This is a genomic window from Micromonospora sp. WMMB235, assembly GCF_001855515.1.
Lineage (GTDB): Bacteria > Actinomycetota > Actinomycetes > Mycobacteriales > Micromonosporaceae > Micromonospora > Micromonospora aurantiaca.
In genome coordinates, this window is record NZ_MDRX01000001.1 from 3,373,696 (window position 1) to 3,398,213 (window position 24,518).

The window sequence follows — 24,518 nt, forward strand, 5'->3', positions numbered from 1 at the left end:
CCTGCGTCCGGCCCGCTGGTTAAGGTCTGACGGGCGGGTGATCACGACGGATCGAGGGAGGGCCGGATGGCGGCGCAGGCCGAACTGGCGGTGATCGGCGGGTCGGGGCTCTACGCCCTGCTCGACGGGGTGGAACACGTCGTGGACACCCCGTACGGCGAGCCGTCGGGCCCGATCACGGTCGCCGAGGTGGGCGGTCGCCGGGTGGCGTTCCTGCCCCGGCACGGGCGCGATCACCGGTACCCGCCGCACCTGATCCCCTACCGGGCCAACCTTTGGGCGCTGCGGTCGCTCGGCGTACGCCAGGTGCTGGCGCCCTGTGCGGTGGGTGGCCTGCGGCCGGAGCTGGGGCCGGGGACGTTCGTGGTGCCGGATCAGTTGATCGACCGCACCAGCGGGCGCGCGCAGACCTACTACGACAGGGGCGCGGTGCACGTGTCGTTCGCCGACCCGTACTGCCCGGCCGGGCGGCGCACGCTGCTGGACACGGCGGCCGGTCGGGGCGTGCCGGCGGTGGACGGCGGGACCGTCGTCGTGGTCGAGGGTCCGCGCTTCTCGACCCGGGCTGAGTCGCGCTGGTTCGCCTCGATGGGCGGCACGATCGTCAACATGACCGGCCACCCGGAGGCGGTGCTGGCCCGCGAGCTGGCGCTCTGCTACACGTCGATCGCGCTGGTGACGGACCTGGACGCGGGGGTCGAGGCGGGCGAGTCGGTCACCCACGAGGAGGTGTTCCGCGTCTTCGCGGAGAACACCGACCGGCTGCGCGGGCTGCTGCTGGACGCCGTCGCGGCGCTGCCCACCGAGCGGGAGTGCGAGTGCGGAAGCGCCCTGGACGGGATCAAGCTGCCGTTCCCACTGCCCTGAGCGCGGGAAGCACCCGAAAAGTCGCCTTCGGCCCGATAGATTCGGCTGGTCGGGAGACTGGGCACCGGGCCGGCTCCGGCATCCGCGTGCGGAACGGAGGCAGCCGGCGATGGCGACGGTGCGGGAGGCGACCTACGACCTGCTGCGCGCGCTCGGCCTGACCACCGTCTTCGGCAACCCCGGCTCGACCGAGGAGCCGTTCCTCCAGCACTTCCCGGACGACTTCCACTACGTGCACGCGCTCCAGGAGGCGTCGGCGGTCGCGATGGCCGACGGCTACGCCCAGGGCACCGGCCGGCCCGCGCACGTCAACCTGCACACCGCGCCGGGCACCGGCAACGGCATGGGCAACCTGGTCACCGCCTGGCACAACCGGACCCCGCTGATCGTCAGCGCCGGCCAGCAGACCCGCGAGATGCTGCTGATCGAGCCACGCCTGGCCAGCCCGCGGGCGGTCGAGCTGGCCCAGCCGTACGTCAAATGGGCCCACGAGCCGGCCCGCGCGCAGGACATCCCGGCGGCCTTCATGCGGGCGTACGCCTCGGCGGTGCAACCACCCGCCGGGCCGGTGTTCCTCTCCCTGCCGATGGACGACTGGGACCGTCCGGCCGACCCGCCGCCGCAGGTGCGTACCGTCGCCACCCGGATCGCGCCGGACCCGGACCGGCTGCGGAGCTTCGCCGGCGCGCTGGCCGCCGCCCGCACCCCGGCGCTGGTGCTCGGCGCGGCGGTGGACCGGTCGGACGCCTGGACGGACGCGGTCGCGCTGGCCGAACACCTGGCCGCCCCGGTCTGGGCCGCCCCGGCGCCGGAGCGCGCCGTGTTCCCGGAGCGCCACCCGCACTTCCGGGGCGTGCTGCCGTACGCGATCGGGCCGCTGTCGGAGGCGCTGCGCGGCCACGACGTGGTGCTGGTGGTGGGCGCGCCGGTGTTCCGCTACTACCCGCACGTGCCGGGCGACTACCTGCCCGGTGACGCGCGGCTGCTGCACGTCACCGACGACCCGGACGAGGCGGCCCGCGCTCCGGTCGGGGAGAGCCTGCTCGGCGACGCCGGGTTGACCATGGCCGCGCTGCGCGAGCTGCTGCCGCCGACCGACCGGGCGGCGCCGTCACCGCGCCCGCAGCCGGCCCTGCCGGAGCCGGCCGACCCGCCGAGCGCCGACACGTTGTTCGCCGCGCTCGCCGCCGTGTGGCCGGCGGACGGGGTGCTGGTGCAGGAGTCGCCGTCCAACCTGGCCGCGCTGCGCCGCCGGCTGCCGATCGAGCAGCCCCGCTCGTACCTGACGATGGCAAGCGGCGGTCTCGGCTTCGGGCTGCCGGCGGCGGTCGGCATGGCGCTCGCCGAGCGCGACACCGGGCGTGGCCGCCCGGTCGTCGCGGTGGTCGGCGACGGCTCGTTCCACTACTCGGTCCAGGCGTTGTGGACGGCGGCGCGGCTGCGGCTGCCGCTCGCCGTCGTGGTCCCGGTGAATCAGCAGTACGCGATCCTCAAGGCGTTCGCCGAGCTGAAGCACACGCCTGGTGTGCCGGCGCTGGACCTGCCCGGGCTGGATGTGACGGCGGTGGCGCACGGCTACGGCTGCGCCGGTGAGGTGACCACGCCGGACGGGCTCGGTGCGGCGCTCGCCGCCGCGCTCGACGCGGACCGGCCGACGGTGCTGCCGGTGCCGATCAGCACCGACGTGCCGCGGATCCTGTGAGCCTCAGCCGGGCCGGACGGTCAGCGGCGCGCCGCTGGCGGCATCCAGCACGGCCCGGCCGCCGAGCGGGGCGGTGAGCGTGACGCTCACCGGCTTCATCACGAGCTGGGCGGTGCAGGGGCCGGTGGGCGTAACGACGGCGCCGCCGATCACCACCACGTCCGGCCGTTCCAGCACCAGCGGGGTGGGCGGGCCGTCGCAGGCGCCGACGCCGAGCAGGTAGTCGATGCGGTCGCCGTCGACCGCCCGCAGCTGCTGCGCGGACACCAGGCCCGCCGGGAGCGGCCGGGCAGGCACCGTGCCGCCGGGGGCCCGGCCGGTCACGCGCGGTGCGACAGCGATCCGCGCCACGGGTACGGCCAGCTCGTCCACTGTGAACAGCCAGGCGGGCACCTCGGCACGCCCTCGGCTGGTCCAGACCGGTGCGGTGCCCAGCCGTACCCCGGTCACGGTGAGCGCCACGCACGCGCCCGGCGCCGAGGTCGACACCGGGTCGTTCGGGCCGGGCCGCCCGGTCGGTGCCGGGTCCGGTGCGGCCGGGCGCCCGTCGCACGGCGGCGGGTCGCCCTGGTGGAGTTCGGCGTACGCGTCGGCGGCGCTGACCAGCGGCACCCGCAGCGTGCCGTCGGGGAACCGGATCGTGCCGTCCTTCGGCACATCGGCCGGCATCGGGATCTGGTCCCGGTACCAGCCGGCGCCGAACGCCGTCTTCGTCTCCTCGGTGAAGCCCGGGTCGCCGGTGAGCACTGTGGCGTCCTGGAGCGGCACGTACCCGTCGCGCCAGCCCGGCCCGGGCCGCCAGCCCGCCGCCACCTCCTCGGCCCGCTCGGTGAACGCGGTCCGCTGGTCCGGGCCGGCGGGCGGGGCCGCCCCCGGATCGGCGCCGGGCGTGGCGCAGGCGGAGAGGGCCAGCAACGGGATCCCGAGCAGGGCGAGCACGCGACGCATACGGGTTGGACGCCTGCCCGTCCCGGCCGGTTCCCCCGGCTCAGTCCTCGCCGCCGAGGTCGGCCTGGTACGCCTCCCAGAGCAGGTCGGCGCCGTGCCGCCGGTGCCGGTCGAGCGCGCGCACCAGGTCGCGGGTGCGGGCCCGCACCTCCGCGGCGGACACCCCGGGCAGGCGTACGGCGTGCTGGAGCGCGGCCAGCGCGGCACTGATCGCGGCGTGCTCGCCGACCAGCAGGCGTACGCCCCGGTCCAGCCGTGGCGCGGCGCGCACCAGGTCGGCGTAGTGCCCACCCACTCCCTCGGTGACGCGGACGTGTTCGGTGAAGCCCCGCCGGACGGGGTCCAGATCGGTGAGAAGTCGCTCCCGCCAGCGCGGCCCGGTGGCCGGTGCCCGCCCGAGGGCGCGCAGGTCACCGACGGCGCTCGGGAGCACGGCGGTCGGCTGCTGGATCGGACTGGTGACCATGGGACACCTCCCGCTGCTGGGTGCGAACCCGTATGGCGATGGTGGACCTGGTTCGAGGGCCTGTCCAGCGGTCGGCGCCGCCTCATCTGCCTCTCGGGCCTCACCGGCCCCAGCCGCCCCGCAGGCCCCAGAGACGGCGGCCCCAGAGACGACTGTGCGCCCCGGTCCGGGTGGACCGGGGCGCACAGGCCGTGTGGTGGAGGTGCCGGGAATCGAACCCGGGTCCTTCGCCGGTTTGTCAGGGCTTCTCCGAGCGCAGCTCGCTATGCCTCTACTCGGCCCCACCGCTCACGCGAGCAAGTTGGTGTGACGGGCCCAGTCGCTGATTGATCTCGCCGCACGGACCCCGCGACCGGGTCCGATTGGCCAGCCTTCTAGCTGATGCCGGCTAACTGGGTCGAAGGCGCTCCCAGGCCGACAGACTTGCTACTCGCCTCAGGCGGCGAGAGCGAAGTCAGCGCGATTGTTCTTGGCGCTTATTGGTTTCCGACGACCGATTCTCGAGACGACGTCGGCTTCCTCGGCTCGCTTCCCCTGTCGCTGCGTACGAAGTCGAAACCAGTCACCCCCTCGAAGCGCTGCCCCTGTCGGCAGCACACCAAGCCTAACGCCTGGCGCAACCGGTTTCATCCCGAGGCCCGCTCGACGCGGGCTACCGGACGAACCGGACGTATCACTCAGCCATGCCCTTGCCGCGCCGGCCCACCGCCCGGGCGATCTCCCGGTCGGCGTCCCGCTTGGCGAGGTCCTGGCGCTTGTCGTACGACTTCTTACCCCGCGCCAGGCCGATCTCCACCTTGGCCCAGCCGTCGGAGAAGTAGACCTGCAACGGCACCAGCGTCAGGCCGCTCTCCTTGAGCTTGCCCAGCAGCCGGTCGATCTCCAGCCGGTTGAGCAGCAGCTTCCGGGTACGCCGGGGCTCATGATTCGTCCAGGTGCCCTGGGCGTACTCCGGGATGTGCATGGCGTGCAGGTAGATCTCGCCGTCACGCTCCTGGGCGAACGCGTCCACGAGCGACGCCCGCCCGGCCCGCAGCGACTTGACCTCGGTGCCGGTGAGCGCCATGCCCGCCTCGTACGTGTCGAGGATGGCGTAGTCGTGGCGCGCCTTCTTGTTGGAGGCGACCACCTTGCGACCCTTTTCCCGTGGCATCGGCGCCACCCCCTTCCTGATCGACTCACCGGCCACCGGCCACCGGCCGGCGAGCGGAGATCATGCTACCGGAACCACAAGGGCCCTCCCGCGCCGTTTATTCCGGCGCGGAAGGGCCCTCGGTGAGCCGTACGAGGTGACTAGACCCGCAGGTAGAAGCGGAGCGTGACCCAGGCGGTGACCGCGCTGACCACGCCACCGACGGCGGCCATCAGCGGGAAGGTCAGGAAGATCTCGGACCAGGAGATCGGGGTGATGAGGCCCTCCAGGGCCGCCATCGAACTGCCGGCCGACAGCAGCTTCACCCCGACCAACGCGAGCAGGCCCAGGATGGAGCCGAACAGACCGGCCACCACCGCCTCCAGCACGAACGGCGCCTGGATGAACCAGTTCGACGCGCCGACGAGCTTCATGACCGCCACCTCACGCCGCTTGCTGTACGCGGCGACCTGGATGGTGTTCGCGACGAGCAGCAGGGCGGCGATGGCCATCACGGTGGCGATCGCGAGGGCGCCGTTCTGGAACCCGCTGAGCACGCCGAAGACCTTGTCGAGCAGCTTGCTCTGGTCGACGATCGTGTCGATGCCCTCGGTGGCCTTGTACTTGTCGTAGATCGCCTTGTACTGCTCCGGGTCGTTCAGCTTCACCCGGTACGACTCGGGAAGCTGGTCCGGCTTGACGGCGCTGACCAGGTCCGGGGCGTCGGCGTACATCTGCTGGAAGCGCTCGTACGCCTGCTCCTTGTTGACGTACGTCGAGTCCTTGACCAGCGGGTCCTGGCCGAGCTGCTGGCCCAGCGCGTCGACCTGTTCCTTGGTGGCATCGGTCTTCAGGAAGATCGAGACCTCGACGTTCTCGTAGTAGAGGTCCTTCATGTCGCCGACCTTCTGGTAGAGAAGGCCGCTGCCGCCCAGCATGAACAGCGACACCGCCATTGTGATGATCATGGCGATGGTCATGGTGACGTTGCGCCACAGCCCGACCAGTACTTCGGACAGGACGTACTTCATCCGCATCGGGATATCCTCCGGCTCTCCGGCGTGAGGTTTCGTCGTCAGGGTCTACGGAACGTCGGCCGGCTCAGCCGTAGACGCCCCGGGCCTGGTCGCGCACGATGCGGCCGCTCTCGATCTCGATGACCCGGCGCCGCATCTGGTTCACGATGTTGGAGTCGTGCGTGACCATCACGACGGTCGTACCGGTGCGGTTGATCCGGTCCAGCAGGCGCATGATCTCGATCGAGGTGTCCGGGTCCAGGTTTCCGGTCGGCTCGTCGGCCAGCAGGATCAGCGGCCGGTTGACGAACGCCCGGGCCACCGCGACACGCTGCTGCTCACCACCGGACAGCTCGTGCGGGTAGCGGTGCTCCTTGCCGCCGAGACCGACCAGCTCCAGCACCTCCGGCACGACCCGGCGGGCGACCGCCTTCGTCTTACCGATCACCTCCAGCGCGAACGCCACGTTCTCGTACGCGGTGCGGTTCGGCAGCAACCGGAAGTCCTGGAAGACGCAGCCGATGGAACGCCGGAAGTGGGGTCGCTTCCAGGAACGCATCGACGTGACGTCCTTGCCGTTGACGACGACCCGGCCCTTGTTGGGCGTGACCTCGTGCAGCAGCAACTTGATGATGGTGGACTTGCCGGAGCCGGATGGACCGATGAAGAAGACGAACTCGCCCTTCTCGATCGAGACGGACACGTTGTCGAGCGAAGGCCGGGACGCCTTCGGGTACGTCTTCGTCACTTGCTCAAGCTGAATCACGGGTCGGTAGTCTACGCGGTGTAACCGCAGAGCCAAGCCCCACGCCCCGCCGAAGCGGTGCGCGTCATCGATTTACCCGGTCAGACCGAGATCGATGACGCGCTGCGTCCAACCGTGATCACGCACTGTCAGCACTGAGCTGCTGCTGCTTCCGCCAGCGGATTCCCGCCTCGATGAAGCTGTCCAGGTCACCGTCGAAGACCGAGGACGGATTGCCCGTCTCCTGCTCGGTACGCAGATCCTTCACCATCTGATACGGGTGCAGGACGTACGAGCGCATCTGGTCGCCCCAGGAGCTGGTGCTGCCGGTCTTCAGGCCGGCCAGCTTCTCCTCCTCCTCCTGCCGCTTGCGCTCCAGCAGCCGGGCCTGGAGCACCCGCATCGCGGACGCCTTGTTCTGGAGCTGGGACTTCTCGTTCTGGCAGGTCACCACGATGCCGGTGGGGATGTGGGTCAGCCGCACCGCCGAGTCGGTGGTGTTGACGCTCTGCCCACCCGGCCCGGACGACCGGTAGACGTCCACCCGGACCTCGTTCTCCGGGATGTCGATGTGGTCGGTCTGCTCGGTGACCGGCAGCACCTCGACCCCGGCGAAGCTGGTCTGCCGGCGGCCCTGGTTGTCGAACGGGCTGATCCGCACCAGCCGGTGCGTGCCGGACTCCACGCTGAGCGTGCCGTAGGCGTAGGGCACCTTCACCGTGAAGGTGGCCGACTTCAGGCCCGCCTCCTCGGCGTACGAGGTCTCGTAGACCTCGGTCGGGTAGCCGTGCCGCTCGGCCCAGCGCAGGTACATCCGCAGCAGCATCTCGGCGAAGTCGGCGGCGTCCACGCCACCGGCGCCGGCCCGGATCGCGACGAGCGCCTCCCGCGAGTCGTACTCGCCGGAGAGCAGCGTCCGGACCTCCATCTCCTGGATGGCCTTGGTCAGCCCGGTGATCTCCGACTCGACCTCGGTCAGCGCGCCCAGGTCGTCCTCGGCCTGGGCGAGTTCCAGCAGCACCCCGGCGTCGTCGAGCCGGGAGCGCAGGTCACCGAGCTTGGTGATCTCGCCGTTGACGTACGACAGCTGCGACGTCACCTGCTGCGCCTTGGCCTGGTCGTCCCAGAGGTCGGGGGCGGAGGCCTCCTGCTCCAGCCGGGCCTTCTGCTCGCGCAGCTTGTCGAGGTCGAGCACAGCCTCGATGTTGCGCAGCGTGGCGTCGAGGTCCTTGAGCTGTTCGGCGTAATCGGCAGCGGTCACGACAGACAAGACTACTGCCTGGTCGACGCAGGTGGTCAGCCGACGGGCGCGGTCTTCAGCCAGGACAGCGCCGCCTTGTGGTAGGCGACGGCGAACTCCAGCGCGCTGGCGTCGTAGCTGTCGCCTTCCTTCTTGGCGTTCTTGACCTGCTCCCGCACCGCCGCCAGCGCCTCGGTGTGGTACTCGTTCGCCGTCGCGTACAGGTTCTTGAGCTGGCTCGACGAGTGCAGGTCACCGAACGCGATCCGTAGCGCTATCGGGTTACGGATGGTGTCCTTGCCGGGATTCTCCGCCAGCCAGCGGGAGAATGTCCGTTTCCCGGCCGCCGTCAGCGCGTACGGCTGGCTCATCCGCGGCCCGGGCTTGCCGAGACGCACCAGACCCTTCTCGGCCAGGACCGGCAGCTCCCGGTAGACCTGACTGCGGGTCATCGACCAGTACGGCGCCAGCCGGCGCTCAGCGGCGGCCATCAACTGGCCGCCAGTCATCGGGCCGTCGTGCAGCAGACCGAGCAGAGCTGCTGCCGTCGGGTTGACTCCGGATTCCGCCATGCCCTCTAAGCTGCCACTTTGTCGGCTCTGGCGTCCAGGATTTGCTCATTTCGGCACCCGATGACGGGTCCGATGTGCACTGTCGGATGAGGAAGAGGGCCCGCCCCGGCCGGGACGGGCCCTCTCGGAGCGCCTCAGCCCATGTGCGGGTAGACGTGATCGGTCGGCGGGACGAACGTCTCCTTGATCGTCCGCGGCGACATCCAGCGGACCAGGTTGTGCCAGGAGCCCGCCTTGTCGTTGGTGCCGCTGGCCCGGGCGCCGCCGAACGGCTGCTGCCCGACCACCGCGCCGGTCGGCTTGTCGTTGATGTAGAAGTTGCCGGCGGCGTACCGCATCTTCTCCGCCACCTGGTCCACCACCCGGCGGTCGGTCGCGAAGATCGACCCGGTCAGCGCGTACGGCGCGATCGACTCGGCCTGGGTGACCACGTCGTCGAAGCGGGCGTCGTCGAAGACGTGCACGCCGAGGATCGGCCCGAAGTACTCGGTGGTGAACGTCTCGTGCGCGGCGTCGGAGCACTCGAACAGCGTCGGCCGGACGAAGTAGCCGACCGAGTCGTCGGCGGTGCCGCCGGCCAGGATGCGGCAGGAGTCGTCGCCCTTGATCAGCTCCAGCGCGGCGGTGTGCCGGCCGAACGCCTTGTCGTCGATCACCGCGCCGCCGAAGTTGCTGAAGTCGGTCACGTCGCCGTAGGTCAGCGAGTCGGCGGTGGCGGCGAGCCGGTCGCGCAGCCCGCCCTCCCAGATCGACCGCGGGACGTACGCCCGCGAGGCGGCCGAGCACTTCTGGCCCTGGTACTCGTAGGCGCCCCGGATCAGCGCGGTGTGCAGCGCGTCCACGTCGGCGCTGGGGTGCGCGACGACGAAGTCCTTGCCGCCGGTCTCGCCGACCAGCCGGGGGTAGCCCCGGTAGCGGGCGATGTTGTCGCCGACGGTCTTCCACAGGTGCTGGAACACCTTGGTCGAGCCGGTGAAGTGGATACCTGCGAGGTCCGGGTCGGCCAGCGCCACCTCGGAGACCTCCTCGCCGCGCCCGGTGACCATGTTGATCACACCGGGCGGCAGGCCGGCGGCCTCGAACAGGCGCATGGTGAAGTGCGCCGCGAACTGCTGCGTCGGGGACGGCTTCCAGACCACAGTGTTGCCGAGCATGGCCGGCGCGGACGGCAGGTTGCCGGCGATCGCGGTGAAGTTGAACGGGGTGATCGCGTAGACGAACCCCTCCAGCGGCCGGTGGTCGAGGCGGTTCCAGACACCGGGCGAGGACAGCGGCTGCTCGGCCAGGAGCCGCCGGGCGAAGTGCACGTTGAACCGGAGGAAGTCGATCAGCTCGCACGCCGCGTCGATCTCGGCCTGGACGGCGGTCTTGGACTGGCCGAGCATGGTGGCCGCGTTGAGCGTGTCCCGCCAGGGGCCGGCGAGCAGGTCGGCGGCGCGCAGGAAGATCGCGGCCCGCTCCTCGAACGGCAGCGCCCGCCACATCGGAGCGGCGTCCTTGGCGGCCCGGACCGCGGCGCGGGCGTCGTCGTGGGTGGCGTGCCCGGTGACGCCGAGGACGTGCGCGTGCTTGTGCGGCTGCACCACGTCGATCGACGCGCCGCCGGCCATCCGGCGCTCGCCCGCGATCGTCATCGGCAGCTCGATCCGCTCGGCGGCCAGTTCGGCCAGCCGCCGCTGGAGCCGTTCCCGGTCGGCACTGCCGGGCTCGTAGGTGTGCACCGGCTCGTTGAGCGGCTCGGGTACGGAGAACACGGCGTCCATCACAGGCTCCTGGCGATCTCGACGGCGACGGCGAAACCGGACCCGCTGGCGCCGGCCGGCGGCCGGACGCCGGACACCGCGGGGTCAGCGGCGGCGGGACCTGGCCCGATTCTGTCACGAGACGCACCTGCCGGCCGCGCCTCCCCGCCACACCGGACAGCCGGATCATCTCGGGACCGTCGGCTCAACCCACCCACATCCGACGAAACATCGGATCGCAACCCCGTTCATCGACGATTCGTCGGCACCCGCGCGGACTGATTGATCGACTCCACCTCGGGGGGACAGCGGCATCCGAGCCCTCGGGATGCCACCACATCGGCGTACTGCAGTCGATCAAGGCGCGGACGGCACACGGCCCGCCCGGGGAGCGGCGGCACGCCGCGTACGCTGGATGACCGGTGACCTGCCCCGCCCGGCGCGGGAAGATCCGGCGACCGTCGAAGGGAAGACGATGAGCAACCAGCCCGGCAGCTCCACGGCCGCGGAGACGGATCAGCCCGAGGCCGTCGAGCCCACCACGGGCGACGGGACCGCCGTCGAGACGCCCTCCGGCGAGGAAGCAGCCGGGCACGCGGACGAGGGCACTGTCACCGGTGGGCGACCGGAGTTCGCGCCGGGCGCGATCGTGCTCGCCCTGATCTCGGTCGGGTGGCTGGCCGCCATGCTCTGGTCCACCCGCGAGGCGATCCACTCCACGGCGGCCGGCGTCACCGCGATCAGCCTCTCCGCGTACGCGCTACCAGGCGTCATCGCCGCGGCGCTGGTCACCGGCGCCACGGTGGCCCTGCTCGCGACCAACCGGCTGGGCCGCGCCACGCTGCGCTTCCTGGCCGCCGTCGGCACCGGCCTCCTGGTCGGGCTCGTCACCGCGGTGGCGATCAACCTGACGTACGCGGACAACGCCACCACGAACACGATCGCCGGTACCGCGGCGGCGGCAGCGATCATCGGCGGGGCGATGGCCGGTGCGCGCCAGGCCCGGGTGGTGGGGGCGATCACCCTCGCCACGCTCACCGCGCAGATCTTCGTGGTGCTGTTCAGCCGCGCCCGCGATCCGCTCTCCGACCTGTTCGGCGCCGGGGAGACCCAGCAGTCGGTGCTCGACGCCGCGAAGTGGGTCTCGCGTACCGAGTCGCTGCTCGCCGGGCTGCTCGCCGGCCTGGCCGCGTACCTCTATCTCACCTGGTCCCGGCGCCGGGCGGAGCGCCGCGACGGCGCCGCGTCGCCGCTGCGCTGGCCGGCCTACCTGGTCGCCGGGGCGGGCGCGGGCCTGCTCCTGCTGCTCACCGAGGTGATCATCCGGATCGGCGGCCGTGGGCTGCTCGACCTGGCCGCGGCGCTCAGCGAGGCCGACGAGGTGGCGCAGACCGCGCTGGGCACCTCGCGGGTGGACAACGGGATCTGGGTGCTCTTCGTGGGCGCGCTGACCACGCTCATCGTCTTCGGGCGCACGCTCGGGCCGCGCCCGGTGGACGACGACGAGGACGAGCCCGCGGCCTGAACCGCGCGCCGTCAGCCCGCTTCGCGCAGGAGCAGGTCCAGCTCGGTCACGTCGTACCACTCCAGTTCGTGGTCCTCGGCGCCGTCGACTGTGAACTGGGCGTCCGGGTCACCGGCCTGGGCCTCCACCACCACGTCGACGGCGGCGGCCACGTCCTCGACCGCGTCCGCGCCGTCCACGTGCAGCGCGGCGACCGACTTCACGGGTACCGGTCCGACCGGCCGGACCACGCTCGACCCCAGCTCGCCGCCGACCCGCTCGACCGCACGGGCCGGCAGGTCGGCCGAGACCACCACCCGTCGCCGGGGCGCGGCGGGGTCGTGCCGGAGCAGGAGCAGCGCGTCCTGGGCGGCCCGGGTGAAGGCCACGTACTCGAGCTCCTCCTCGTCACCCTCGGCGTACCACTCGCGCAGCTCCGGGGTCACCGCGTGCGCCGCCTCGGCGCTCAGCCCCTCCTCGCGCAGCCGGGCGAGCATGGGAACGGTCGCCGGCAGGTACACCCGGACAAGCTCGTCGGTCACCGGTCACTCCCACACTCAGGCCGATCGCCGGCGGACGCCGACTCCGGGCGCCGATCATGCCGTACGCCGAGACCGTCATACACCCGGCACCCGCGCGGGTGAAGTCTCCCGCCGGTGTGTCTCTCGAACGGGCGCGCGGCGATGTCACCAGGTAGTGGCAAACTGAAGCAAACGCAACCAACCCCGGGAGTCACACCGTGGAGTCGAGGTTCCTGCTGCTGTCCGACGTCGCCGCCGAGCTGAACGTCTCGGACTCGCAGGTCTACCACATGGTCCGCAGCGGCGAACTGCCCGCGATCAAGATCGGTGGCCGGGGCCAGTGGCGGGTCGAGCGCATCCGGCTGGAGGAATACATCGAGCGCAAGTACGCCGAGACCGCCGAATGGGTACGCGGCAACCCGCTCGGTGAGCGCGACGAGGAGTGACCACCCGGGGACCGTGAGCCATTGACGGCGATCGTCCGCGTCCGGGAAGATGAGACCCTGTCGGAGGCAAACGAAGGCAAACGCAAGGATTCGAGATGGTCGACACCCGCCGTCCCCGCGCACCCCGCCCGCCGGTCCGTCTCCGGCCCGCCCCGCCGCTCGACCCGCCGTGCACCGACGAGGAGCCGCTCTGGAGTCCCGTCGGTCAGCTCACGCTCGACCTGGCCGACCCACGGCGCCGTGCCGCCACACGCCCCGCCGGTCGAGCACCGGACCCGGCGACCGCCTGGCCCCGCTGGTCCGGGGCGCAGGCGTCAGCCCTCGCCTCCGCCACACCCGAGGGAGCGCGAGCCGCACACCTGTTCGTGCGCACCTTCCTGGAGATCGTCAACGGCTTCCGGCCGCCCGGTCAGCTCCGGCCGCTCTGCCTGCCCGAGTCGGCCGGCCCGGTGGCAGCCGAGCTGACCCGCGCGGCCCGCCGGGTGACACCGGTCCGCCGCCGTACCGCCCGGCCGGCGCTGCTGCTGCGGCGCCTGCGCGTGTGCGAGCCGCGCGCGGGTGCGGTCGAGGCCACCGCCGTGTTCGCGGGCGCCGGAGGCGCGAGCTGGGCCGTGGCGATACGCCTGGAGCGCCGCCGAGGCACCTGGCTGTGCCAGGTCCTGGACGTCCTTTGAGCCCGGCCATCGCCTCCCCGACCTGGCCCGACGCGCCGCGGCCACCCGCGCCGATCGGTGTGCGGACGCCCGGCACCCAGCGCCCGGGCCTGCGCGATCTTGGTACCAAACGGCCCTCATAGGGGCCCTTTCCTACCAAGATCTCCACCGCTCCCACCAAGCGGAACGCCAATCTCGCCCAACGGGAGGCTCGCCGCAACAACCAGCCGAACGAGGATCTCCACCCCACCCCACCCCACCAAACCCCCGTGATCTTGCACTTTCGTACCCCCGATTCCGGCATGAATCGGTCACAACAGGGGCCGCAACTGCAAGATCGACCGAGGGAGGGCGCGAGGGAGGGCGGGAGGGAGGACGGGAGGACGGCGACGGGCCCCGGCCTTGGTGGCCGGGGCCCGTCGTGGGTGTTCGGGGTCAGTTGCCGCCGTTGGGCGAGCCGTGGCAGCGCTTGTACTTGCGGCCGGAGCCACACGGGCAGGGCGCGTTACGGGACGGGCCCTCACCGCCGTCGACCTGGCCCGGCGCGGCCCGCCGGGCGGTGCTCGCGGCCACAGCCTGGCCGCTCGCCCCGGCCGGAGCACGGCGCGGCGTGGTGGCGGCCGGGCGCTCCGAGGACTGCTGGCCGATGCCGAGCGCCGGCGCCTGCTGCTCGGGCCGCTCGATCACCGGGGCACCTCGGCCGGCCTCGCCGTCCACGGCGGGCGCGGAGTATTGCAGGCCCTGCTGCTGCGGCGCGCGGTTGAGACCCTTGGCCCGGATCTCCACCGGCTTCTCCAGCAGCTGCACCTCCTCGGCCTCCGGCTCCGCCTCCTCGACCTGGACGTCCAGGTTGTAGAGGAAGCCGACCGTCTCCTCCTTGATGCCGTCCATCATGGAGGCGAACATGTCGAAGCCCTCGCGCTGGTACTCGATGACCGGGTCGCGCTGGGCGTACGCCCGCAGGCTGATGCCCTCCTGGAGGTAGTCCATCTCGTAGAGGTGCTCGCGCCACTTACGGTCGATCACCTGGAGCAGGACCATGCGCTCGAGCTGACGCACCGCCTCCTCGCCGAGGCTCTCCTCACGCCTGTCGTACGCGGCGTGCGCGTCCTCCTTCAGGCGGGCGAGCAGGAAGTCCTGGTCGATGCCCGAGCGGGAACCGACCTCCTCCTCCAGTTCCTCGACGGTGATCCCCACCGGGTAGAGCTGCTTCAGGCTCGACCAGAGCTGGTCGAGGTCCCAGTCCTCGGCGTAGCCGTCGCTCGTCGCGCCGACCACGTACGCGGTCACCACGTCGTCGATCATGTTGCGGACCTGGTCGGACAGGTCCTCGCCGTTGAGCACCCGGAGGCGCTCGGCGTAGATCACCTGGCGCTGCTTGTTCAGCACCTCGTCGTACTTGAGGACGTTCTTGCGGATCTCGGCGTTCTGGCCCTCGATCTGGGCCTGGGCGCTCCTGATCTGGCGGGTGACCATCTTCGACTCGATGGGCACGTCCTCCGGGATGTTGAAGCGGTCCATCACGGCCTCGACCGCGCCGGCCCGGAAGCGCTTCATCAGCTCGTCCTGGAGCGACAGGTAGAAGCGGGACTCGCCCGGGTCACCCTGCCGGCCGGCGCGACCGCGCAGCTGGTTGTCGATCCGGCGGGACTCGTGCCGCTCGGTGCCCAGCACGTAGAGCCCACCGGCGGCGGCGACCTCCTCCGCCTCGACGTCGCACGCCTGCTTCCAGGTCGGGAGGATCTCCTCCATCGCCTTGGCGTACTCCTCCGGCTGCTCGACCGGGTCGAGCCCGCGCTGGCGCAGCTCGTTCGCGGCGAGGAACTCGGGGTTGCCGCCGAGCAGGATGTCCGTACCGCGGCCGGCCATGTTGGTGGCGACGGTGACCGCGCCCTTGCGCCCGGCCTGCGCGACGATCTCCGCCTCCTTGGCGTGGAACTTCGCGTTCAGCACCGAGTGCGGGATGCCGCGGCGGCGCAGCATGTGCGACAGGATCTCGGAGTTCTCCACCGAGACGGTGCCGACCAGCACCGGCTGGCCCTGCACGTGCCGCTCGGCGATGTCCTCGACGACGGCGTTGAACTTGGCCTTCTCGGTCTTGTAGATGACGTCGGGCCGGTCGAGCCGGACCATCGGCCGGTGCGTCGGGATGGTCACGACGCCGACCTTGTAGACCTTGTTGAACTCGCCCGCCTCGGTCTGGGCGGTACCGGTCATGCCGGAGAGCTTCTCGTAGAGGCGGAAGTAGTTCTGGAGGGTAATGGTGGCGAGCGTCTGGTTCTCCTGCTTGATCTCCACCCCCTCCTTGGCCTCGATCGCCTGGTGCATGCCCTCGTTGTAGCGACGGCCGTGCAGGATGCGGCCGGTGAACTCGTCGACGATCAGGACCTCACCGTCGTTGACGATGTAGTCCTTGTCGCGCTTGTAGAGCTCCTTGGCCTTGATCGCGTTGTTCAGGTAGCCGACCAGCGGGGTGTTCACCGACTCGTACAGGTTGTCGATGCCCAGGCGGTCCTCCACCTTGGCCACGCCGCGCTCGGTGATCGCGATGGTGCGCTTGGCGTAGTCGACCTCGTAGTCGCCCTCGCCGTCGGTGCCGGGCTGGAGCCGGGCCACCACGGCGGCGAACTCCTGGTACCACCGGGCGGAGTGCTCGGCCGGACCGGAGATGATCAGCGGGGTACGCGCCTCGTCGATCAGGATCGAGTCGACCTCGTCGACCACGGCGAAGAAGTGGCCGCGCTGGACCAGCTCGTCCTTCGACCAGGCCATGTTGTCGCGCAGGTAGTCGAAGCCGAACTCGTTGTTGGTGCCGTAGGTGATGTCGCACTCGTAGGCCGCGCGGTGCTCGCCGGCGGGCCGGTTGGGCAGCACCACGCCGACCTGCAGGCCGAGGAACTCGTGGACGCGGCCCATCCAGGCGGCGTCGCGCTCGGCCAGGTAGTCGTTCACCGTGATCACGTGCACGCCCTTGCCGGCGAGCGCGTTCAGGTAGACCGGCATGACCGAGGTGAGCGTCTTGCCCTCACCCGTCTTCATCTCGGCGATGTTGCCGAAGTGCAGCGCCGCGCCACCCATCACCTGGACGTCGTAGGGGCGCTGGCCGAGCACCCGCGAGGCGGCTTCCCGGCACACCGCGAACGCCTCGGGCAGCAGGTCGTCGAGGGTCTCGCCATCCTCGAGCCGCTCCTTGAACTGGTCGGTCATGGCGCGCAGCTCGTCGTCGCTGAGGTTGACGTAGTCGTCCTCGATCGAGTTGACGGCGGCAGCGATGGCCTTCAGCCGACGCACCATGCGGCCCTCGCCGGCGCGAAGGAACTTTTCCAGAATCGACACGGATCAACGCTCCCCTAGACGGTCTCGAACCATCGTAGGCGCTCCGACGCGACGATGGTCACTGGTGGCGGCGGTCCGGGCTCCGGAACCCGACATAACGCCGCGACCGTGCGCCACCGGCCGCTAATCGGGTTACGCCGTGCGCGAACGATCCGGCACGATGGCTCGAATGGAGCCTGTGGAGATCATCGAGGACGGCCTGCTGCTGCGCCCGTGGCGCGCGGAGGACGCCGACGCGGTGCACCGTGCCTGCCAGGATCCGGACATCCAGCGCTGGACCACCGTACCTCGCCCGTACCTGCCGGAGCACGCGAGCGAGTACGTCACCACGATCAGCGCCACCGCCTGGGCCGAGGGCACCGGTGCGCTCTTCGCGGTCTGCGACGCCGGCACCGGTGAGCTGCTCGCCTCCTTCGGCCTGGTCTCCGTCGACCGCGCGCGGGAGTCGGCCGAGGTGGGCTACTGGACCGCGCCGTGGGCCCGGGGCCGGGGCGTCGCGGTCCGCGCCACCCGCGCGCTCGCCCGCTGGGCCTTCGACGCGCTCAAGCTGCGCCGGCTCACCTGGCAGGCCGAGATCGGCAACCACGCCTCCCGGCTGGTCGCGCTGCGCGCCGGCTTCCGGATCGAGGGTGAGCTGCGGCTTGCCGACCCCAGCCCCGGCGGCCGGCCCGAGGGCTGGATCGGCTCGCTGCTCCCCGGGGAGGTCGCCGCCGCCGGCGACCCGGTCCCCTACGGCCCGGACACGCTCCAGGCCCGCCGCGCGGCGGTCTTCGGCCGGCCGCAGCCGGTCCTGTTCGCCACCGCAGGCGACACCGAACTGCGGCTGCGCGCGCTGGAGGAACGCGACCTGGCCGCGGTGACCCGCACCTGCCAGGACGAGCAGACGATCCGCTGGACCACGGTGCCGCACCCGTACCGGCCGGAGCACGCCGAGGGCTTCCTGCGCGACCTGGTGCGCCCGGCCTGGGCGCGGGGAACGGCAGTGACGTTCGCCGTGGCCGATCCGGACGACCGCTACGTCGCGTCGATCGACCTGCGCCTGCTGCCGAACGACCCGCTGGTGGCCGACGTGGGCTACATGACCGCGCCGCACGCCCGCGGCCGGGGCTACCTGCCGGCCGCGCTCGCCGCGGTGTGCGCCTGGGGTTTCACCACGCTCGGCCTGGCCCGGATCGAGTGGCGGGCGAACGTGGGCAACACCGCCTCGCGGCGGGCCGCCGAGAAGGCCGGGTTCACCGTCGAGGGCACGCTGCGCGGCGGCGTCCAGCACCGCGGCGAGCGGCAGGACGTGTGGATCGGCGGCCTGCTCCCGGGCGACCTGGCGTGACGCCGGAGACGATCGAGGGGTACGGCGTACGGCTGCGGCCGTGCCACCTCGCGGACGTGCCCGAGATGGTGGCCGGGTGCGCCGATCCGGAGATCCGCCGGTTCATGCCCCTGCTGCCCGACCCGTACGACTCCGGCGCCGCCCGCTGGTGGGTCACCGAGGGCGCGCCCGCGGCGTGGGCGGCGGGCGGTGCGGCGTACACGATCGCCGACCCGGCGAGCGACCGGCTGCTCGGCAGCATCGGGCTGACCCGGCTCAGCGCGGAGCGGGCGACGTACGAGATCGGTTACTGGGTGGGAGCGGCGGCGCGCGGCCGGGGCGTGGCCACCGCCGCCACCCGGCTGCTGACCGAGCGGGCGTTCGCCGCCGGGGCGGCCCGGTTGGAGTTGCTCACCCGCACGGAGAACGTGGCGAGCCAGCGCATCGCGCTCGCCTGCGGTTACCGGCACGAGGGCGTACGCCGGGCGGCGGGCGCGGACGGCGACGGCGTACGCCAGGATCTGATCGCCTGGGTGCGGCTGGCCGACGACCCGCCCGGGCCGCTCGCCCGGTTGCTGCCGGACCTGCCGGACGGCCGGCTCACCGACGGCGTGGTGACGCTGCGCCCGGTGGAGCCGGCGGACACGGACGCGCTGTACCGGCTGCACTCGCTGCCGGAGGTGGTGGCGAACCGGGTGCCGCCGGTGGCGCCGGAGCGGGCGGCGCTCGCGCGCCGTTGCCGGCTGGCGGCGAGCCGCTGGCTCGCCGGAGAGGCCGCCGACCTGGCGATCGTCGACGTGGTCACCGGCGCTGTCGTCGGCGGCTGCGCGCTGTTCTACGACGAGCCGGCCACCGGGCAGGCCATGATCGGCTACAGCCTGCTGCCCGAGGCGCGCGGGCGCGGGCTGGCGGCCCGGACGGTCCGGCTGGTCGCGGGGTGGGCGTTCGGCATCGGGGTGGCCCGGCTGTGGGCCGGCACGCGGCCGGACAACGTCGCCTCGCAGCGGGTGCTGGAACGGGCCGGCTTCCGGCGGGAGGGTCTGCTGCGCGGCCGGCTGCCCGGCCCGGACGGCGCCCGTGTCGACTCGGTGGTCTACGGCCGGCTGGCCACCGACGAGAACTGAGTACGGGCCCCCGCGCGGGGGCCCGTACTCACCGGTCAAGGGGTCACGTGTCGAGCTGGATGATCCCGTAGTCGTACGCGTGCCGCCGGTAGACCACACTCGGGCGGCCGGACTCCTTGTCCTGGAACAGGTAGAAGTCGTGGCCGACCAGTTCCATCTGGAACAGCGCGTCGTCGACGGTCATCGGTTCGGCGGGGTGGACCTTCGCCCGGGCGATGTGCCACGGCTGGTCGTCGGGTTCGGTGTGGCCGCTCTCGTCGGGGCGTTCCGCGACCGCTGTGGCGGTGCCGTGGCCGTCGAGCGCCGCCAGTCCGGGCCCGTCGAGGTCGGCAACCGGCAGGCCGGCGGTCGCGGCGGCCACGGAGATCGGCGCATGCCGTCCGCGGTGTACCCGGCGACGGTCCGCCGCGCGGCGGAATCGCGTGTCCAGCTTGGCGATGGCGGCGTCGAGCGCGCTGTAGAAGTCGTTCGTGCAGGCCTCGGCCCGGATCACCGGGCCGCGCGTCACGCACGTGATCTCCACCCGCTGGCAGGTGTCCGCCTGGCGTGGATTGCGCTCGTGGAACAACTCGACGTCCACGCGAATGAGCTTCTGGTCGTAGCGTTCGATCTTCGCGAGCTTCTCGGCTACGTGCACCCGGTAATGGTCCGGCACTTCGACGTTACGGCCCTTGACCACGATGTCCACGTGACCTCCCTTGTTCGGACGGTCGTTCGGTCCGGATCATCCGGTCGACGCACCCGGGAGGGCCCCGCTCGGCGTCGACCGGTGTTGTTCGGCTACGCCTCCTTCCAGTGCCGGGGGAAGGTTTGACCCTCACTACCCCCGACACCGAAACGCTAACTCCTGTACGGCCAACCGTCACCCCTGGTTGCCGAAGGCGGTCGCGAAATTTAACAGCTCATACACCAAGGGGTGAAACGGATACACGAAGCGTCACCGACGGTGCCGCTTTTGCGTTGCGGCGAGCACGGCCGCGGCCTTTGGCGTCATTCCCGCGCGGTGCAACATCCGGCTCACCGCCGCCAGCGTGGCGCCGGTGGTGACGATGTCGTCGAGCAGCACGACCGTCTCCCCCGGCCGGTGGCCGGCCGACGGGCGGCGCAACCGGAACGCCTCCTCGGCCGCGGCGGCCCGCCCGGCGCTGTCCAGCGCCACCGAGTCGGTCCGGGGCAGCGCCCGCAGCGGGCGCAGCACGCGTACCGGCCAGCCGGCCGCGCGTAACCGGGCCGCCGCCGGCCGGACGAGCCGGTCGAGGTGGTCGCCGTAGCGGGCCCGGGCGGCGCGAGCGGTGTCGGGCACCGCCACGAGCGTGACCGGGCCGGGTTGCCCTGCCGCCACCGCGACCACCTCGGCGAGCAGCGCGCCCAACGGCCGGGCCAGCCCGTGCCGGCCCCGTTCCTTGTACGCCAGCAGACCCTCGCGCAGCGCGCCGCCGTACGGGCCGAGCGCGACGCAGGGCGGCAGGCCGGGCGGAGCCGGATCGGGCCGGGCAGGTGCGGGACGCAGCGACTCCAGTTCCCGCACGCAGCCGGGGCAGAAGCCGTGCCGCAGCCGTACCGATCCCGCGCCGCAGCCCGCGCACCCGGCGGGCAGCACCAGGTCGGTCAGGTCCGACCAGAGCCCGCCCAGGTCACGCACGGACGGCTCAGTAGAGGAAGAACGGCGCGGTCGGGTTGGTCGCCCGGCTGCCCGACGGAACGTCAAGCACCTGCTCCCGCTTCACGTAGTCGAACGGGTTGTTCCGCCAGGCCGCGCCGTCCGTCTCGAACATGAACGAGAACGCGGCCAGGCCGCGGTCGCCGCCGCCCGGATAACCGGCGAGCTGGGTCACCGGGGCGCCGATCTCCACCGCCAGCGGGGTCTCCCAGGCACCGTCGACGCTGAGCTGGTGGATCGCCGAACGCCGGTCCGCCTCGTTGCCGGCGAGCGCCAGCTCGTTCTCCGCCACCCAGTCCACCACCGTCACGCCGGTGAGCAGCGTGGTCACCCGGCGGGGCTGTCCGAGGCTGACCACGCCACCGTCGACGCTCACCGCGGCGACGAAGACCGCGCCGCCGGAGGCCAGCGCGATCCGGTGGCCGTCGAGGGAACCGGCCACAGCCGTCACCGGCCCGGGAACGGACAGCGGGATCTCGCTCATCCGGCCCGCGCCGTCGAACCGGTAGAGCCGGCCGTCCGCCGCCACCAGACCGGCCGGGCGGGCCTTGTTCAGCGACCGCAGCCAGGTGGGACGGCTCATCGCCCGGAACGTACGGTCGCCGGGGCTGAGCATCGCGACCGGTTCCGGACCGGTGCCCACCTTGAGCCGCCTGCGGTTGTCCGACCCGGTCACCACGAGCGCGGCGAGCACCTGGTCGTCGGCGCGGGCGAGCGACGCGGAGACCACGTTGCGGTTCTCCGCGGGCGGCAGCGGAACCGCGGCACGCGACTCGTTGCCGAACGCCAGGGGGCGGACGGCGCCGTCGTAGACGGCGAACCGCATCGGATCGCCGCCGCGTGGATAGGCGGCGGTGGAGACGCGCTCCCGCCGCAGGTCGACGGTGAGCCGCTTCTGGTTCTGGATCTTCAGGTCGACCTGGCCGTCGAGGTCCGACAGCGACCATGCCAGCTGGGTGCCGAGCCGGGTCAGCCGCTGCTCGTTGGCGCCCGGCATGTTCAGGTTTATCTCCCAGTGGCCGTCGGCGCCGGTCGCATTGTTGATCAGCTGGGTGCCGTCGGGCAGCCCGGTCACGCCGGGGGCCAGCCAGTCCGACGGGCGGTCGGCCAGCCACTTCATCACCTCGGTGATCCGGCGCTCGGTCGGCGCCGACGAGGGCAGGTAGCGCTGGTCCGGCACCAGCCGGGTCAGGTCGGTGTTCCAGAAGTAGACGGTGCGGGGACGGTAGTACTCGCGCATCGCCGAGTCGCTGGCCAGCAGCACGTTCGGCAGCTCGGTGATCAGCAGGCCGGTACCGGCCTGCTCGGCCCGGCGCAGCTCGAAGGCGTACTGCGTCTCGCTCGCCACCGGCGGGCCGAGCGTGCCGTCGGCGCGCAGCACGCCCACCTGCTGCACCTTGAGCGTCACGGTGCTGGTGCCCTGGTTGTTGGGCGGCGTGCTCTCCGGCTTCTCCCGCAGCCGCACCACTGTCAGTTCGACCTCGCTGGTCTGCGGCTTGCCGGGAAGCAGGTCGCGGGCCTCCGCGGCGAGGAACTTCCGGGCCCGGGCGTACGCCTGGTCGCGTTCCCCTGCCGCGGCGGCCCGCAGGTAGTTCTCGATGAAGGGCACCGGCTCGCTGCTGTCGGCCGGCTCGGGCGGCCGGGCCGGGCTGCCGTTGAGCGCCCCGGACTCGGCGGCCGGCACCGAGCCGTCCACCTGCACGTCCGTCTGGTCCGGGATGCCGCATCCGGCGAGCGCGGCCGGCAGCAGCGCGCCGGTCAGCAGCAGGGCCAGGACGCGGCGGTTCACGGCCGCGCCTCCGCGTGGTCGCCCCCGCCGGCCGGTCCGGCGGTCAGCGCCGCGACGCCGCCGCCGGGCCCGACGGCGGGCAGCCCGCCGTCGCGGGGGCCGCCGAACGGCACCGTGGCGTCGGCCGGCACCAGCCGCAGCGGGGAGGTGGTGAGCCGGTCCCCGGCCCGGGCCGGCAGGGTGAGCCGGAACTGCGCGCCCTGCCCCGGCGCGCCCCACGCCTCCAGCCAGCCGCCGTGCAGGCGGGCGTCCTCCAGGCTGATCGACAGGCCCAGCCCGGTGCCGCCGGTCTGCCGGGCGCGCGACGGGTCGGCCCGCCAGAAGCGGTTGAACACCAGCTTCTCCTCCCCCGGCTTGAGGCCGACCCCGTGGTCCCGCACGGTGATCGCCACCGCGCTCTGGTCCTGGCCCAGGGTGATCCGTACCGGCTTGGCCTCGCCGTGCTCGACCGCGTTGCCGACCAGGTTGCGCAGCACCCGCTCGACGCGGCGCGGGTCGACCTCGGCGATCACCGGAGTGTCCGGCAGGTCCAGCTCGATGGTCACCCCGACCCGCTCGGCCAGCCCGGCCAGCCGCTCGGTCACCCGGTGCACCACCGGCACCAGGTCGGTCGGCTCGCTGTCCAGCACCGCGAAGCCGGCGTCGAACCGGCTGATCTCCAGCAGGTCGGTGAGCAGTTCCTCGAACCGGTCCAGCTCGGCCTGGAGCAGCTCGGCGCTGCGGGCCACCGCCGGGTCGAACTCGTCGCGCTCGGCGAAGATCAGGTCGGCTGCCATCCGTACCGTCGTCAGCGGTGTCCGCAGCTCGTGCGAGACGTCTGAGGTGAACCGGCGTTGCAGCCGGGACATCTCCTCCAGCCGGAGGATCTGCCGTTGCAGGTTCGTCGCCATCTGGTTGAACGAGGCGGCCAGCAGGGCGAGGTCGTCCTCGCCGGAGACCACCATGCGCTGGTCGAGCAGGCCGGCGGAGAGCCGCTGCGCGGTGCGCGCGGCCACCCGTACCGGCGTCACCACCAGGCGGGTGACAAGGGCGGCCAGCAGGCCGAGCAGCAGCACCAGCGCGACGCCGGTGGCGACCACCGTGGCCCGGGCGTCGGCCGCCGTCGCGTCCTGCCGGGCCAGCGGTACGAGGTAGTAGAGCTCGACCTGCCCGAACTTGGTGGGCACCGGGGAGCCGTAGACCAGGTATTTCGTCCGCTCGCCGCCGAGCGAGCCGGTACGGATCTGGTGTGCGACCTTGCCGGAGGCGACTGTGGCCCGCAGCTCGTCGCCGATCACCGCGCCCACCGGCACGTCGGGCGTCGTACGCGGCTCGATGAACTCGGCGAAGTTGTCGGCGGTGATCGCCACCACCACGCCGCTGGTCTGGGTGGGGTCTCCGCCGGCCAGGTAGTTGACGGTGCCGTCGATGGTGTTCTGGAGCTGCGCCTCCTGCGGCTGGCTGTAGAGGTTGAACTGCTTGGCCGCGTACTCGCTGCCGTTGCTCAACCGCAGCCGCACGTCGGTCTCGGCGTTCTCCAGCAGGATGCTCGTGATCTTGTCAGCGATCAGATAGGCGAAACCGCCCACCAGCAGGCTCGACGCCACCAGCGTGATGGTGACCACACGGACCTGGAGCGACCGCCGCCACGCCTGGTGCACCGCGGCCACCAGCCGGGCGACCCGGCCGGTCAGGGCGAGCCAGATCGCCCGCACGGCGTGGAGCCGGCGGGGCGCGGCGGTCGGCGGGTCGGGCATCGGGGTGGTCACC

Annotated in this window: 21 protein-coding genes and 1 other RNA gene; 7 read left to right on the plus strand and 15 right to left on the minus strand. The window is 72.1% G+C overall.

What is annotated here, in order from left to right; all coding sequences use genetic code 11:
* The first annotated feature begins 66 nt into the window (after positions 1–66).
* Entirely contained in the window at positions 67–867 is an 801-nt protein-coding gene (locus tag BFV98_RS14220; protein ID WP_013284231.1) for an S-methyl-5'-thioadenosine phosphorylase, read from the plus strand.
* Between the two features lie 109 nt (positions 868–976).
* The gene (mdlC, locus tag BFV98_RS14225; protein ID WP_071096644.1) at positions 977–2,569 is read left to right on the plus strand and encodes a benzoylformate decarboxylase; all 1,593 of its coding nucleotides are present in this window, start codon (positions 977–979) and stop codon (positions 2,567–2,569) included.
* 3 nt (positions 2,570–2,572) lie between these two features.
* Here the strand turns inward: mdlC and BFV98_RS14230 are convergent, their stop codons facing one another.
* The 9 genes from BFV98_RS14230 to pruA all read right to left on the minus strand — a co-directional run bounded on the left by BFV98_RS14230 (position 2,573) and on the right by pruA (position 10,451).
* Positions 2,573–3,517 carry a hypothetical protein gene (locus tag BFV98_RS14230; RefSeq protein ID WP_071096646.1) on the minus strand — a complete coding sequence of 315 codons (945 nt, stop codon included), beginning with the start codon at positions 3,515–3,517 and terminating at the stop codon, positions 2,573–2,575.
* Positions 3,518–3,557: 40 nt separating this feature from the next.
* Positions 3,558–3,983, minus strand: coding sequence for a hypothetical protein (locus BFV98_RS14235; RefSeq protein WP_013284228.1), 426 nt, complete (start codon positions 3,981–3,983; stop codon positions 3,558–3,560).
* Between the two features lie 194 nt (positions 3,984–4,177).
* Positions 4,178–4,553: a transfer-messenger RNA gene (ssrA, locus tag BFV98_RS14240) on the minus strand.
* Between the two features lie 103 nt (positions 4,554–4,656).
* A complete protein-coding gene (gene smpB / locus BFV98_RS14245; RefSeq protein WP_013284227.1) occupies positions 4,657–5,136 on the minus strand; it encodes an SsrA-binding protein SmpB in 480 nt (159 codons plus the stop codon).
* 140 nt (positions 5,137–5,276) lie between these two features.
* A complete protein-coding gene (gene ftsX / locus BFV98_RS14250; protein WP_013284226.1) occupies positions 5,277–6,152 on the minus strand; it encodes a permease-like cell division protein FtsX in 876 nt (291 codons plus the stop codon).
* A 64-nt stretch (positions 6,153–6,216) separates the two neighbouring features.
* Positions 6,217–6,897 (minus strand): cell division ATP-binding protein FtsE, encoded by a 681-nt coding sequence (gene ftsE / locus BFV98_RS14255; RefSeq protein ID WP_013284225.1) that lies wholly within the window; start codon positions 6,895–6,897, stop codon positions 6,217–6,219.
* A 118-nt stretch (positions 6,898–7,015) separates the two neighbouring features.
* The gene (prfB, locus tag BFV98_RS14260; RefSeq protein ID WP_071096648.1) at positions 7,016–8,137 is read right to left on the minus strand and encodes a peptide chain release factor 2; all 1,122 of its coding nucleotides are present in this window, start codon (positions 8,135–8,137) and stop codon (positions 7,016–7,018) included.
* A 35-nt stretch (positions 8,138–8,172) separates the two neighbouring features.
* Positions 8,173–8,688: a PadR family transcriptional regulator gene (locus BFV98_RS14265; protein WP_013284223.1), complete on the minus strand. Its 516-nt coding sequence runs from the start codon at positions 8,686–8,688 to the stop codon at positions 8,173–8,175.
* A gap of 134 nt (positions 8,689–8,822) precedes the next feature.
* Positions 8,823–10,451 (minus strand): L-glutamate gamma-semialdehyde dehydrogenase, encoded by a 1,629-nt coding sequence (gene pruA / locus BFV98_RS14270; RefSeq protein WP_013284222.1) that lies wholly within the window; start codon positions 10,449–10,451, stop codon positions 8,823–8,825.
* 454 nt (positions 10,452–10,905) lie between these two features.
* Here pruA and BFV98_RS14275 point away from each other — a divergent pair, with 454 nt between their 5' ends.
* A complete protein-coding gene (locus BFV98_RS14275) occupies positions 10,906–11,955 on the plus strand; it encodes a hypothetical protein (RefSeq protein WP_071098886.1) in 1,050 nt (349 codons plus the stop codon).
* A gap of 11 nt (positions 11,956–11,966) precedes the next feature.
* Here the strand turns inward: BFV98_RS14275 and BFV98_RS14280 are convergent, their stop codons facing one another.
* Positions 11,967–12,476, minus strand: coding sequence for a hypothetical protein (locus BFV98_RS14280; protein WP_013284220.1), 510 nt, complete (start codon positions 12,474–12,476; stop codon positions 11,967–11,969).
* Positions 12,477–12,673: 197 nt separating this feature from the next.
* Between BFV98_RS14280 and BFV98_RS14285 the strand changes: the two genes are divergently transcribed.
* On the plus strand, positions 12,674–12,901 hold the full coding sequence (locus BFV98_RS14285) for a helix-turn-helix domain-containing protein (RefSeq protein WP_071096650.1): 228 nt from the start codon (positions 12,674–12,676) through the stop codon (positions 12,899–12,901).
* A gap of 95 nt (positions 12,902–12,996) precedes the next feature.
* The gene (locus tag BFV98_RS14290; RefSeq protein ID WP_013284218.1) at positions 12,997–13,575 is read left to right on the plus strand and encodes an Rv3235 family protein; all 579 of its coding nucleotides are present in this window, start codon (positions 12,997–12,999) and stop codon (positions 13,573–13,575) included.
* A 414-nt stretch (positions 13,576–13,989) separates the two neighbouring features.
* Here the strand turns inward: BFV98_RS14290 and secA are convergent, their stop codons facing one another.
* Positions 13,990–16,890, minus strand: a complete 2,901-nt coding sequence (gene secA, locus BFV98_RS14295; protein ID WP_071096652.1) for a preprotein translocase subunit SecA — start codon at positions 16,888–16,890, stop codon at positions 13,990–13,992.
* Positions 16,891–17,059: 169 nt separating this feature from the next.
* Between secA and BFV98_RS14300 the strand changes: the two genes are divergently transcribed.
* A complete protein-coding gene (locus tag BFV98_RS14300; protein WP_071096654.1) occupies positions 17,060–18,217 on the plus strand; it encodes a GNAT family N-acetyltransferase in 1,158 nt (385 codons plus the stop codon).
* Positions 18,214–19,320: a GNAT family N-acetyltransferase gene (locus BFV98_RS14305; RefSeq protein WP_071096656.1), complete on the plus strand. Its 1,107-nt coding sequence runs from the start codon at positions 18,214–18,216 to the stop codon at positions 19,318–19,320. Before BFV98_RS14300 ends, BFV98_RS14305 begins: the two co-directional genes overlap by 4 nt.
* Before the next feature lie 43 nt (positions 19,321–19,363).
* On the opposite strand, the gene hpf is transcribed toward BFV98_RS14305, so the two are convergent.
* The 4 genes from hpf to mtrB all read right to left on the minus strand — a co-directional run bounded on the left by hpf (position 19,364) and on the right by mtrB (position 24,505).
* Entirely contained in the window at positions 19,364–20,008 is a 645-nt protein-coding gene (hpf, locus tag BFV98_RS14310; RefSeq protein WP_013474120.1) for a ribosome hibernation-promoting factor, HPF/YfiA family, read from the minus strand.
* 249 nt (positions 20,009–20,257) lie between these two features.
* Positions 20,258–20,962 (minus strand): ComF family protein, encoded by a 705-nt coding sequence (locus tag BFV98_RS14315; RefSeq protein WP_013474119.1) that lies wholly within the window; start codon positions 20,960–20,962, stop codon positions 20,258–20,260.
* A gap of 7 nt (positions 20,963–20,969) precedes the next feature.
* The gene (locus BFV98_RS14320; protein ID WP_013284212.1) at positions 20,970–22,769 is read right to left on the minus strand and encodes an LpqB family beta-propeller domain-containing protein; all 1,800 of its coding nucleotides are present in this window, start codon (positions 22,767–22,769) and stop codon (positions 20,970–20,972) included.
* Entirely contained in the window at positions 22,766–24,505 is a 1,740-nt protein-coding gene (gene mtrB / locus BFV98_RS14325; RefSeq protein WP_030271133.1) for an MtrAB system histidine kinase MtrB, read from the minus strand. Before mtrB ends, BFV98_RS14320 begins: the two co-directional genes overlap by 4 nt.
* Positions 24,506–24,518: the final 13 nt, after the last annotated feature.